12 protein-coding genes and 1 tRNA gene are annotated in these 12,165 nt (G+C 66.3%); 4 read left to right on the top strand and 9 right to left on the bottom strand.

Annotated elements, in window-relative coordinates; translation table 11 throughout:
• Positions 1–114 precede the first annotated feature (114 nt).
• Positions 115–189 (bottom strand) — tRNA-Arg (locus tag BLR75_RS00670).
• 105 nt (positions 190–294) lie between these two features.
• Here BLR75_RS00670 and BLR75_RS00665 point away from each other — a divergent pair.
• Positions 295–765, top strand: a complete 471-nt coding sequence (locus BLR75_RS00665) for a GNAT family N-acetyltransferase (protein WP_084313147.1) — start codon at positions 295–297, stop codon at positions 763–765.
• A gap of 5 nt (positions 766–770) precedes the next feature.
• Here BLR75_RS00665 and phnN read toward each other — a convergent pair whose 3' ends face one another.
• Positions 771–1,331 carry a phosphonate metabolism protein/1,5-bisphosphokinase (PRPP-forming) PhnN gene (gene phnN / locus BLR75_RS00660; RefSeq protein ID WP_084313146.1) on the bottom strand — a complete coding sequence of 187 codons (561 nt, stop codon included), beginning with the start codon at positions 1,329–1,331 and terminating at the stop codon, positions 771–773.
• A gap of 433 nt (positions 1,332–1,764) precedes the next feature.
• On the opposite strand from phnN, the gene BLR75_RS00655 reads away from it, so the two are divergent.
• On the top strand, positions 1,765–2,097 hold the full coding sequence (locus BLR75_RS00655; protein WP_084313145.1) for an Arc family DNA-binding protein: 333 nt from the start codon (positions 1,765–1,767) through the stop codon (positions 2,095–2,097).
• A gap of 180 nt (positions 2,098–2,277) precedes the next feature.
• Here BLR75_RS00655 and BLR75_RS00650 read toward each other — a convergent pair whose 3' ends face one another.
• Together BLR75_RS00650 and mgtE are read right to left on the bottom strand one after the other, a co-directional pair.
• A complete protein-coding gene (locus BLR75_RS00650; RefSeq protein WP_084313144.1) occupies positions 2,278–3,360 on the bottom strand; it encodes a redoxin domain-containing protein in 1,083 nt (360 codons plus the stop codon).
• A 160-nt stretch (positions 3,361–3,520) separates the two neighbouring features.
• Positions 3,521–4,963, bottom strand: a complete 1,443-nt coding sequence (mgtE, locus tag BLR75_RS00645) for a magnesium transporter (protein ID WP_084313143.1) — start codon at positions 4,961–4,963, stop codon at positions 3,521–3,523.
• A gap of 321 nt (positions 4,964–5,284) precedes the next feature.
• Here mgtE and BLR75_RS00640 point away from each other — a divergent pair, with 321 nt between their 5' ends.
• Positions 5,285–5,812 carry a hypothetical protein gene (locus tag BLR75_RS00640; RefSeq protein ID WP_084313142.1) on the top strand — a complete coding sequence of 176 codons (528 nt, stop codon included), beginning with the start codon at positions 5,285–5,287 and terminating at the stop codon, positions 5,810–5,812.
• Positions 5,813–5,985: 173 nt separating this feature from the next.
• On the opposite strand, the gene BLR75_RS00635 is transcribed toward BLR75_RS00640, so the two are convergent.
• Genes BLR75_RS00635 through zwf form a run of 3 tightly spaced genes read right to left on the bottom strand, consistent with a single transcriptional unit; the run spans position 5,986 to position 8,831 of the window.
• Positions 5,986–6,639 (bottom strand): bifunctional 4-hydroxy-2-oxoglutarate aldolase/2-dehydro-3-deoxy-phosphogluconate aldolase, encoded by a 654-nt coding sequence (locus BLR75_RS00635; protein ID WP_084313141.1) that lies wholly within the window; start codon positions 6,637–6,639, stop codon positions 5,986–5,988.
• A gap of 19 nt (positions 6,640–6,658) precedes the next feature.
• Complete coding sequence (gene pgl, locus BLR75_RS00630) at positions 6,659–7,375, bottom strand: 6-phosphogluconolactonase (RefSeq protein WP_084313140.1); 717 nt, start codon at positions 7,373–7,375, stop codon at positions 6,659–6,661.
• On the bottom strand, positions 7,362–8,831 hold the full coding sequence (gene zwf / locus BLR75_RS00625; RefSeq protein ID WP_084313139.1) for a glucose-6-phosphate dehydrogenase: 1,470 nt from the start codon (positions 8,829–8,831) through the stop codon (positions 7,362–7,364). Before zwf ends, pgl begins: the two co-directional genes overlap by 14 nt.
• A gap of 195 nt (positions 8,832–9,026) precedes the next feature.
• On the opposite strand from zwf, the gene BLR75_RS00620 reads away from it, so the two are divergent.
• Entirely contained in the window at positions 9,027–9,884 is an 858-nt protein-coding gene (locus tag BLR75_RS00620) for a MurR/RpiR family transcriptional regulator (protein WP_084313138.1), read from the top strand.
• A 127-nt stretch (positions 9,885–10,011) separates the two neighbouring features.
• On the opposite strand, the gene BLR75_RS00615 is transcribed toward BLR75_RS00620, so the two are convergent.
• Both BLR75_RS00615 and astE read right to left on the bottom strand, forming a co-directional pair.
• Complete coding sequence (locus BLR75_RS00615; protein WP_084313137.1) at positions 10,012–10,863, bottom strand: D-hexose-6-phosphate mutarotase; 852 nt, start codon at positions 10,861–10,863, stop codon at positions 10,012–10,014.
• A gap of 299 nt (positions 10,864–11,162) precedes the next feature.
• Complete coding sequence (gene astE, locus BLR75_RS00610; RefSeq protein WP_084313136.1) at positions 11,163–12,161, bottom strand: succinylglutamate desuccinylase; 999 nt, start codon at positions 12,159–12,161, stop codon at positions 11,163–11,165.
• Between the last annotated feature and the right edge of the window lie 4 nt (positions 12,162–12,165).

The following is a 12,165-nucleotide window of genomic DNA, read 5'->3' as shown; positions in this document are numbered from 1 at the left end:
ATCCAGAAGATTAGCCCACGACGAAGCGGCGAATGGCGCGGCCTGGTGATTGCTGCGATTTGGAGAGGGGCGAGACAGGAATCGGCGCGAGCGGCCGGCCACGGGCGGGGTGGATGGCGTCCCCAACTGGATTCGAACCAGTATCTAGCCCTTAGGAGGGGCTTATTCTATCCCTTGAACTATGGGGACGACGCGCGATGAAGTGGGTCCGCATGTTAACCATCGCCGGACGATTTGTCATGCCAATGCCATCCGGCATGCCGATAATTTTTCAGCACAGCCAGGAGGTTAGCCATGAGTTCCGCCGCCTCGCCCGATTCGCCCTTCGCCACCTTCGCCGTGCGTGTCGCGGTTCCGGCCGATGCGCCGGCGCTGGCGCCGCTACTGGCGCAACTGGGTTCCGACGACCCGGAGCCCGACCCGGTGCAACTGGCCGGGCGGCTTCGGCTGCGCAATCCCCTGCAGGTCACCCTGGTCGCCGAACGCGACGGCGTGCTGCTGGGCACCTGCAGCCTGCACCTGATCGAACACATCGCCCACGACTTCGCGCGCTCGGCGATCCTCGAGGACATGGTGGTGGACACCCGCGCCCGCGGCCAGGGCATCGGCCAGGCGCTGATCGGCCATGCCGTCGAACAGGCGCGGGACTGGGGCTGCTACAAGCTGGCGCTGTCCAGCCACCAGGACCGCGAGATGGCCCATCGCTTCTACGCCGCGCTGGGCTTCGCGCCACACGGGGTGAGCCTGTCGCTGAAGCTCGCCTGAGGTTGTCAGCTGGCGACGCGCGGCGCCTCGCCCAGCAGCGCGAGCAGATGGTCGGTGGTGCAGTCCAGGCCGACGGAGTTGTCCAGCACGATCACCGGCCCCTCCAGCCCCCTGGCGAAGGCGGCGTTGCGCGCCAGCCGCGCCTCGATCTCTTCCGGCGTCTCCCGCCCGCGCGCCTGCAGGCGCTGGCGCAGCACGTCCGGGGTGACGCTCAGCAGCAGCGCCAGCAGGCCGGGATAACGGCGCCGCGCCTCGGCGAGATAGCCGCGCGAACCGTTGACCAGCACGTCGTAGCCTTCCGCCAGCCACTGGTCGATCTGCCGGGGAATCCCGTAGGCGAGCCCGTTGGCCCGCCAGCTCATGGCGAAGGCGCTGGCCCTTTCCAGCGCGTCGAATTCTTCCGGCGATACATTGTGCGCATCCTCGCCGTGGGCCTTCCTCCTGCGCGTGACCACGCGCCGGGCGATCCGGCATCCCTGCGCCGCCAGCGCCTCGCGCGCCGCCAGCAGCAGGCTGTCCTTGCCCGAACCGGAGGGCCCCATCAGGTAGATCAGTCTGCCTGCCATAGGATTCTCTGAATTTTCCAGACGCGGCAGATTACCAGCCCGGCCGGGGCGCGGTGACGGCCGCCGATCAAAAGCCTGTCGTCTCGTCCAGGCTTCGTGCAGGATTGGACAGGCGCCGCTGGAAATATTGCAGATTTATTTGAAATGGCACCCAACTTCGGCTGCGTTCAATTCGCATTTTTGATCGATTGGTTAATCTGCCGGGGAATTTCCAATGACGACGAAAAGTGCGTCCACTTCTCTGTCATATTTAGGAAATCCGCTACTGGCAATTAGCCTTCACCCGCCAGACAATGACGTCTAGGATGCAGGTCAGGTAGCCGCGGAGAATAATAAAACTCCCATTCCGCGCTGAACATTCGGAGCAACCCGCTGTCAAAGCGCCAGACCCGATTCCTACCGCTCCGTTCTTATCGACTGAACAGGTTAATGTATGCGCCCATTGAAACAGGCAACTCCCACCTACTCCAGCCGCACCGCAGACAAGTTCGTCGTTCGCCTGCCCGAGGGCATGCGTGAACGCATCGCTGAGGTCGCCCGCAGTCATCACCGCAGCATGAACTCGGAGATCATTGCCCGCCTGGAGCAGAGCCTGCTCCGTGAAGGCGCCCTGCAGGACAGCCACGGCCTGCGCCTGGACAGCCCGGAACTGAGCCCGCACGAGCGCGAGCTGCTGCAACGCTTCCGCCAGCTGACCCATCGCCAGCAGAACGCGCTGATCGCACTGATCGCCCACGATGCCGAGCTGGCGCAGAACGACGCCTGAAGATCGCATGGGATGAAAAAGCCGGCCCGCGAGGCTGATGCCGGTCGTCGAAGGCATCGTCTGCCAGGCCGCGCCGATGGAAACAGGCTCATGAATCCCCATGGGCCTGCTCTGCATTTCTTTCCGGCAGACCGCTGAACTCCCCTCCCGCTAAAGAAGCCCTGCCCTGCCAGCGGTTCGTCAGCTCACCAGATACTGCCGGTTCTCCTCGCGAACCAGATGCGCCGCCTCGTCATAGAGGAAGGGCAGGAACATGTAGCGACGCCCGCTGGTCACCGCCGTCGCCTGGTGCAGCAGCGAGCAGGAGAACACCACCGCGCCGCCGGTCGGCGCGCTGTACAGGGCGTTGCCGTACTCCGGGAAGCGCAGGAAGCCGCCCTCGTACTCGCCGCTGTTGAGGAACAGCGACACGGCGAAGCGGCGATGCGCGGTGCCCCTGGTGGTGTTGTCCCGGTGCGGACGGAAATGCCCGCCCTCGGCGCTGTCGTAGCACGCCACCAGCAGGCGCTCCAGGCGCGTCACGCGGAACTGGAACGCCTTGGCGATTTCCGGAACCAGTCGCCGCCTGATCCTCCGCGTGCAGGCATCGGTCAGTTGCTGGTCCTGGACGAAACAGTCGCGGCGCCGCTTGTGGGCATGGTCGCTCACCTCGATGGTCTTGCCGTCCTGTTCCACCATGAAGCCGGACTCCGTGCCGCCCTGCTCCTCGTAATAGCGGATCAGGGCCTCGCACAGCGATGGCTCGAAGACGCGCGGCACCACGATCACCGGCGCATGTTCCGTGGCCGGGTGCGTGCTGGGCAGGGCGGGCAGGTCGTCGAGATGCCGGATCAATGCCTGCGCCCGCTCTTCCACCGGCACCGTCGGCGGGATCACGGCCAGCACGCGAAGCGTCGGATCGAGCAGATAGGTCGTCGCCCGGACACGCCCGTCGCCGTCGAGGACGCCATAGCGCCGGCTGACCGCGCGATCGAAATCCCAGAAGTAGCGGACACCCGGCAGTTCATCCTCGATCCGGCCCTGCTTCTCGTCGTCGGGGTCGGTGGAAACACCGAAGAAACTCAGGTGGTTGTCGTTGAAATGCTGGCGCGCGGCGTGGATTTCCGCGAGGAAGCCGCGGGTTCCCGGATCGCCGGCCGATTCGAAGAAGGACAGCACCACGTACCGGCCGGCGACGTTGTCGAAGTAGAAACGCTCCCTCAGGCGCGTGCGGCAATGGAACCAGGGCACCGGATCGCCGACGCTGAACAGGGTGGCTTGCATGGCTGATGGCCTCGATCCCGAATCTTCTCCGCTGAAAGCAGTTCAGCAGGCGCGGAGCGTTTCGGCCAGTGCCGGGTGGCTGCGCGAGGCTGGCGCGGATGAAGAAACGGGCTCATGGAGGTCCATGAGCCCGCTTCTGTCGGCCGATGACCTGCAGCCGTTACATCAGGAACAGCGTGGCCAGGCCGAGGAAGATGAAGAAACCGCCGCTGTCGGTCATCGCCGTGATCATCACGCTGGAGCCCATCGCCGGATCGCGTCCCAGGCGCTGCAGGGTCATCGGAATGAGCACGCCCATCAGCGCCGCCAGCAGCAGGTTGAGGGTCATGGCGCCGGTCATCACCGCGCCGAGCTGCCAGCTGCCGTACAGGTAATAGGCGACCGCACCGATCACGCCGCCCCAGACGATACCGTTCACCAGCGCCACGCCCAGTTCCTTGCGCAGCAGGCGGCTGCCGCTGCTGAGCTGGACCTGATCGAGGGCCATGCCGCGCACGATCATGGTGATGGTCTGGTTGCCGGAATTGCCGCCGATGCCCGCCACGATCGGCATCAGCGCGGCCAGCGCCACCAGCTTCTCGATCGAACCTTCGAACAGGCCGATCACCCGCGAGGCGACGAAGGCGGTGACCAGGTTGGTGGCCAGCCAGGCCCAGCGGTTGCGCACCGATTTCCACACCGAGGCGAAGATGTCTTCCTCCTCGCGCAGACCGGCCATGTTCAGCACTTCGCTTTCGCTTTCCTCACGGATCAGGTCGACCATCTCGTCGATGGTCAGGCGGCCGATCAGCTTGCCGTTCTTGTCCACCACCGGCGCGGAAATCAGGTCGTAGCGCTCGAACGCCTGGGCGGCATCGTAGCCGTCCTCGTCGGGGTCGAAGGTCACCGGATCGGTGGCCATGACTTCGGCGACCTGCTTGTCCGGATCGTTCACCAGCAGGCGCTTGATCGGCAGCACGCCCTGGAGCACGCCGTCGTAGTCGACCACGAACAGCTTGTCGGTGTGCCCCGGCAACTCCTTCAGGCGGCGCAGGTAGCGCAGCACCACTTCCAGGCTGACGTCGTCGCGGATGGTGACCATCTCGAAGTCCATCAGCGCGCCGACCTGGTCTTCCTCGTAGGACAGCGCCGAGCGCACGCGCTCGCGCTGCTGAGCGTCGAGGGTTTCCATCAGCTCGTGGACCACGTCGCGCGGCAGTTCCGGCGCCAGGTCGGCGAGTTCGTCGGCGTCCATCTCCTTGGCCGCGGCGAGGATCTCGTGATCGTCCATGTCGGCGATCAGGGTCTCGCGCACCGCGTCGGATACTTCGAGGAGAATGTCGCCGTCGCGCTCGGCCTTGACCAGTTGCCAGACCGTCATGCGGTCGTCGAGCGGCAGCGATTCGAGGATGTGGGCGATGTCGGCGGGGTGCAGCTCGTCCAGCTTGCGCTGCAGCTCGGCGAGGTTCTGCCGGTGGACGAGGTTTTCCACGAGGTCGTGGTGCTGGCCTTCCTGACGGTGCGTCAGGTCTTCCACCAGCTTGTGCTTCTGCAGCAGGTCGACCACCTGGCTCAGGCGGTCCTGCAGGCTTTCCTGCGGCTTTTTGGCTTCTACTTCGGTCATAGCACGCTCCACCCCCAGTGGCAGAACGCGCCAGAGGGGATCAATACATCAGGTCGTGTTTTCGCAATCGTGGTTCTGAGTAACTACTGGGTATGTCCATGGTTGTGTCCCATGCGCCCGAGCTGGGCAGATTCCGGAAATGATAACACTCCCGGCCGTTTTGGCGCGATAAAAGTCAGGATAGAACAATCGCTTGCACCGCAAAGTTCACATCCGGTTCATTGTGCGAAGTGATACCCGAAGTATCCTGCAGGACATCCGGCGCGTGCCTACCCGAGACCTTTCTAGGCTGCCTCCAGACCCGATCACGGAGGACCGCCCATGCGCCCGCTTCGTCCCGCCCTGCTCCTTCTCGCTCCGCTGTTATTGCAGACCGCAACAGCCACCACCGTGTTCCGTTGCGAAGGCTCCGACGGGCGCGTGATCTTCAGCCAGTATGGCTGCGCCAGCGACCAGCGCGAGCTGTCGCAGGAGGCGGACAATCCGCCACCGGGCGGTGACACGCTGCTTCCCGCCGCCGCTCCTCCGGCCCGCCAGACCACGCCCCGTACCAGGCGCCCGCAGTCCCCCTCGCGCAAGCGCAGCGAGAAATCCGCAGACCTCGTGGTGGTCGGCGAGAAGGACGATGGCTGCGGCAACCGCGTGGTCGGCAGCGAACTGCGCAAGGCCATCATCGAAGGCAAGGTCAAGGCCGGCATGCCCCGCGCCGCCGTGGAAAGCGCACTGGGGCGGCCGGATGTGGTCAGGCAGCAGAATGGATATGTGCATTACCGGTACAGGTCGAACGGCCGGCACGGCGCGCGCAGCGTGAGCTTCGACGAGAACGGCTGCGTGCGCGGCAGGAAGTGAGGTTCGCGCATTCCGACGCGGGAGCGTCGATAGCTGCATTCCCACGCAGGAGCGTGGGAACGATAACGTTCCAGCGAAACCCTGTAGGAAGCGGGCCATGCCCGCGACCCAAAGCTGAAAAAAAAGCCCGGCGCAAGGCCGGGCATCGTCCAGATCGGGACAACTCAGTGTGGTCATTTCTTCGGCAGCAGCTCCACCGCCTCGCGGGTCAGGCGCTCGATGCCGGTCCAGTCGCCGCTGTCCACCAGCGCCTTGGGCAGCATCCAGCTGCCGCCCACGCACATCACGTTGGGCAGCTTGAAGTACTGGTCGACATTGTCCGGAGCGACGCCGCCGGTGGGGCAGAAGCGCGCGTCCGGGAAGGGGCCGCCGAATGCCTTCAGCGCCTCGGGGCCGCCGCAGACCTTGGCCGGGAACAGCTTGAAGCGCCGGTAACCCAGGCGATAGGCGTACATGATCTCGGAAGCGGTGGCCACGCCGGGCAGCAGCGGCACCTCGCTGTCCAGGGCGAACTTCAGCAGTTCCTCGGTGCAGCCGGGGGTGACGATGAACTGCGCACCGGCCTCCACCGCCGCGACGAAGCCCTGCGGGTCGAGGATGGTCCCCGCGCCGATGTGCATCTGCGGACGCTGTTCGGCGAGGGTGCGGATGGCGGTCAGGCCCAGCTTGGTGCGCAGGGTGATTTCCAGCGTGTTCAGGCCACCGGCAGCGAGGGCGTCGGCCATCGGCAGGATGTCCTGCTCGCGGTCGATGGTGATCACCGGGACGATGCCGGCGCGCTGGCAAATCTCCTCGACTCGCTGGTTTTTCAGTTCGATGTTGCTCATTGGATTACGACTCCGCGACTCAAGGGCACCAATGGATGGACAAGGGAGATTGGAGGAACGCCTTCACCGGCATCACCCGCTCCTCCGGCGCGGCCAGCGCCGCGCGCAGAGTGGCGAGTTTCGCCTGGCCCTGGATGGCCAGCAGCTGCACGCGCGCCGAGGCCAGCAGCGGGCGGCTCAGGGTCAGGCGCTGGTGCGGCACGCTCGGCGCCCACATCGGCAGGCAGCGGCGCCCGCCTTGCGGGTCGAGCGCCTGCTCCAGCCCCGGGCTGGCGGGGAACAGCGAGGCGGTATGGCCGTCGTCGCCCATGCCCAGCACCAGCACATCGATGGGCAGCGGCAGCTCGTGCAGATGCCGGTCCGCCGCCTGCGCGGCCTCGTCGAGGCTGGCCGCCGGCTGGTACAGGCCGATGAAGCGCGCCTTCGCCGCCGCGCCCCGCAGCAGGTGACGGCGCACCAGTCCGGCATTGCTGTCCGGATGCGACTCCGGCACCCAGCGCTCGTCGGCCAGGCTGACGCAGACCCGCGCCCAGTCCAGCTCCTGCCCGCTCAACGCTTCGAGGAAGGCCACCGGGCTGCGCCCGCCGGAAACCACCAGCAGGGCATGTTCGCGCCCGGCCAGCGCCGCGCGCAGATGTTCCGCCACGTATCCGGCCAGGCCCGCAGCCTGCGCCGCTGCGTCGGCCCATTCGGTCCAGCCGACGCCGGCCGGAAGTTGCAGATCAGTGGTCGCCATACCAGTCCCTCCCGTCACGTGCGATCAATGCCACCGCCGCCTGCGGCCCCCAGCTTCCCGCCGGATACGGCTTGGGCGCCTCGCCGAGGCGTTCCCAGCCGGCGATCAGGCGGTCGCACCACATCCAGGCGAACTCCACTTCGTCCTTGCGCACGAAGAGGTACTGGTTGCCCTGCATGACTTCCAGCAGCAGCCGCTCGTAGGCGTCGGGCACGCGGGCGGCGCGGAAGGTCTCGGAGAAATCCAGGTCCAGCGGGCCGCTGCGCAGCTGCATGCCCTTGCCCAGCCCCTGGTCCTTGGTCATCACCTGCAGGGAGATGCCCTCGTCCGGCTGCAGGCGGATGATCAGGCGGTTGCTGATCAGCGAGCGCTGCTCGGGCGCGAAGATGTAGTGCGGCGGTTCCTTGAAGTGGATGACGATCTGCGACAGCTTCTGCGGCATGCGCTTGCCGGTGCGCAGGTAGAAGGGCACGCCGGACCAGCGCCAGTTGCGGATATCCACGCGCAGGGCGACGAAGGTTTCCGCGCCGCTGCCGCGGTTGGCGTGTTCCTCTTCCAGATAGCCCGGCACCGGCTTGCCGCTGATGTAGCCGGCGGTGTATTGCCCGCGCACCACGCGAGTGGCCAGCTGTTCCGGCGGAATGGGTTCGAGGGCGCGCAGCACCTTGACCTTCTCGTCGCGGATGGAGTCCGCGCTGAGGTCGCTGGGCGGGTCCATGGCGATCAGGCAGAGCAGTTGCAGCAGGTGGTTCTGCACCATGTCGCGCAACTGGCCGGCCTGGTCGAAGTAGCCCCAGCGGCCTTCGATGCCGACCTGTTCGGCCACGGTGATTTCCACGTGGGAAATGTGGTTCTGGTTCCACTGCGTCTCGAACAGGCTGTTGGCGAAGCGCAGGGCGATCAGGTTCTGCACCGTCTCCTTGCCCAGGTAGTGGTCGATCCGGTAGATGCGGTTCTCCGGGAAGTAGCGCGCCACCGCCTCGTTGATCGCGCGGGACGACTCCAGGTCGCGGCCGATGGGCTTCTCCAGCACCACCCGGGTGCGCTCGGCGAGGCCGATGGCGGCGAGGTTCTCGCAGATCGCGCCGAACACCGAGGCCGGCGTGGCGAAGTAGGCCACCAGCGGCAGTTCGTCGGCCACCGCGGCGTGCAGGGCGGCGTAGGACTGCGCATCGGCGAAGTCCATGGCGAGGAAGGCGAGCCGGGCGTGGAAGCGCGTCCACACCCCGTCGTCCCATTCGGCCGCCGGCAGCGCCTGGCGCAGGCGCTGCTCAATCACCGCCAGCGGTTCCGGCGCCCCGTCCGTGGCACGCGCCAGGGCGAGGATGCGGGTGTCGCGATGCAGCAGCCCTTCGCGATCGAGCTGGTACAGCGCCGGTAGCAGTTTGCGCAGGGCGAGGTCACCCAGCGCACCGAAGAGCGCCAGCGTGCAAGGCAAGACTCGGACGTCAGGCATTTGTTGTTACCAAGAAAATATTGAGTGATATTAGGCTAGCAACCACGCAATTAAGACAAATATGTAGTAATTAAACAACATATTTTTAGTGAAGCGCTGTGCAGTTGGTCGCCCGCCGACCTGCAGTTAGGATAGCGCCGCTGGCCGGACCCACAGGCCCGGCCGATCGAATGCCCAGCCAGCCAAGGAGCCCGGATGAAAAACCTGCTGGAGCAAATCCAGTCCCGCCTGGAAGAGCTCAACAAGGCGGAACGCAAAGTCGCCGAAGTGATTCTGAGCAATCCGCAGCAGGCGACCCGCTTCAGCATCGCGGCACTGGCCCAGGCGTCGGCGGTCAGCGAACCGACGGTGAACCGCTTCTGCCGCTCGTTCGGCATGAGCGGCTATCCGGAGCTGAAGATCCAGCTGGCGCAGAGCCTGGCCAGCGGCGCCGCCTTCGTCGCCCAGGCGGTGGCCGAGGACGACGGCCCCGAGGCGTACACGCGGAAGATCTTCAGCAGCACCATCGCCTCGCTGGACAGCGCCTACAAGCTGCTCGACCCGCGCGTCATCGACCGCGCCGTCGACCTGCTGATCCAGGCGCGGCAGATCCACTTCTTCGGCCTCGGCGCCTCCGCCTCGGTGGCGCTGGACGCGCAGCACAAGTTCTTCCGCTTCAACCTGGCGGTGTCGGCGCAGAGCGACGTGCTGATGCAGCGGATGATCGCCTCGGTGGCGCACACCGGCGACCTGTTCGTGGTGATTTCCTACACCGGGCGCACCCGCGAACTGGTGGACGTGGCGAACCTGGCGCGGGAGAACGGCGCCTCGGTGCTCGGCCTGACCGCGGCCGACTCGCCGCTGGCGAAGGCCTGCACCCTGAGCCTGGACATCCCGCTGCCGGAAGACACCGACATCTACATGCCGATGACCTCGCGGATCATCCAGCTCACCGTGCTCGACGTGCTCGCCACCGGCGTCACCCTGCGCCGCGGCGTGGACTTCCAGCCGCATCTGCGGCGGATCAAGGAAAGCCTGGTGCCGACGCGCTACCAGCTGGACGAGGAAGGTTGAGGGATAGGACCCTTGTAGGAGCGCGCCATGCGCGCGACATCGGCCCGCACGGCGGTCGCGGGCATGGCCCGCTCCTACAATTGGCCGGAGCATTTCGAGTAGGGCGGATTCACCCGCCCTACCCCAGTTACAGGAGTCCTGCCCGCAAACTCAGGCGCATCCGCTCGCCCGGGGCGAGGATGAGGCCGCCCGGGCGGTAGCCGGCGGCGCCGATGCAGAGGAAGCGTTCCGCCTCGCCCGGCTCGATCTGGCTCACCGCGCGGCTGCCCGGATGCCAGATGACGCTGCCGGCGCTGGCGTTCTTGTCGATGCGCAGGCGGCGCTGCCAGCCGGCATCTTCCAGCACCAGCGAGCCGGGGTGGTAGAGCACCTGCTTGATCGCCCCGCTCGGCTTCCAGGTCCCCGGCAGGCGCGCGGCCCCCGAATTGTTGCGGGCGGATTCCAGTTCCATGCCGTGCACCACCACCCGGCGCAACGCGCCGACCCGCCAGTACGGCTGCAGGGCGAAGCTGAACAGGCAGTCGCCGTCATCCTCGTGGTAGCTGCACAGGTCCATTTCCAGGGTGCGTCCCAGCCGCGCGTCGAGGCGCACGTGCCAGTCCTCGACGTCCAGTTGCCAGCTCACCACTACCCTGCTTTCGTCGGCGTAGGCCTCCAGCAGGCGCCACTCGCGCTGGCGCGCCCAGCCATGCTGGGGCCACTCGCTTTCCGTGGGATGGCTGCCGAACCACGGCCAGCACACCGGAATCCCGCCGCGGATCGGCGCGGTACTGAGGCTCGGCCAGTCGCCGCTGCACCACAGCAGCGCGCGTTCGCCCTGCGGCTGGAAATGCAGCAGCTGCGCGCCCTGGCGGCTGAACACGGCCTGGCACAATGGATGATCGATCAGCAGCAGGTCGCGGCGCTGGAAGCGCACCCAGTCGAATGGTCGCTTGGCCCGCATGGAATGAAAGAAGCGCTTCAGCGGATGCTCGAGCATGTCCGGATGTCCTGATTCCTGTTCCCTTGCCCGGACATTCCGGGGCATGACGTCATGTAGTTTTACTACATCCGACGTAAAAGGCACAGATTCTACTCCCGAAATGCCCCGGGGTCTGTTGAGGTTTTGTTCCCGGACGGAACATCGGCAGATCCCAGAGGCCGGCATCGCTCGATAAAAAAGCGGCCCGCCCGGGAGAGACGGGCGAGCCGCAAACGCATTTCAGGAGCAATGAAGACGAGCAGAAACAGTCGTCGGTAATAACCCTAGTACAGTCGACAGCCTATTGCGGAGCCACCTCAGAGCTCCACCGGCACCACCAGTATCCCGGCGCGCAGGCCGTTCTTCACCCGCGGGTTGGGGAAGATGATCCGCGCGCCCTGCTCCTCCACCACCCAGCGCGTGCCGCCGATGTCCTCGGCGAGCAGGTAGCCGTGCTCCAGCTCGGTGAAGTTGTCCACCTTGTCGTCCAGGTGCAGGCGGAAGTGGTCGCTGTGCTTGATCACTTCGCGGGACACGGCGAACAGTTGCAGGCCGTCCAGCTGGGTGCCGTCCAGTTCGGCTTCAGCGCCGCTGATCAGGTCGACCAGGCAGGCGTCCAGGCGATCGAGGTTGACCACCTGGTTCTGGCCGAACGGGCGCGCCTTGCCCAGCTCCAGGGTGAAGGCCTCGGCGCCGAGCTGGCTATAGGTGTAGGAACTGAAGGTGATGCCCGTCTTGCTCTGCAGCAGCACGGCGTCGATGCCGGCGCTGCGCAGGCGCGCCAGTTCGGCGCGGGAATGCTCGCGGCCTTCGCTGAACGGATAGAGGGCGAACTGCTCGATCTTCGAGCCGCGGATCGCCGTGTGCAGGTCGTAGTGCAGGCGCGTGCGTCCGTCGCGGGAGAAGAACACCGCCGCCAGGCGCTCCAGCTCGGAAGCGCGCAGCGCCTCGTTGCCGCTGCCTTCCTGGTGACGGCCGCAGAACAGGCGGTTGATGTCCTGCTCCAGGTAACGCTCGCCACGGCGCATCGCCTCCGGGTTGCCGAGCAGGAACAGCAGCCGTGCCGCCGGCTTCAGCTCGCCGCGGGCGATGCGCTGCAGCAGGCTGTCGAGCAGTTCGATGGGCGCCGTCTCGTTGCCGTGGATGCCCGCCGACAGCATCAGGTCGCGGCCATTGTCGCGCGCGCCGATCGGCGTCACCTCCAGCGCGCCTTCGGCGAGCCAGTGCAGGCGCGTGCCGTCGGCGGTGAGCTGGATCTTCTCGGTCGGCTCGCGGCCGGCGAGGGTCAATTCGAGCAGTTTGCCGAGGGCTAGCATGCCT

This window comes from Pseudomonas jinjuensis, assembly GCF_900103845.1.
Classification (GTDB): domain Bacteria; phylum Pseudomonadota; class Gammaproteobacteria; order Pseudomonadales; family Pseudomonadaceae; genus Pseudomonas; species Pseudomonas jinjuensis.
This window is presented reverse-complemented; position numbering and strand designations above follow the sequence as displayed.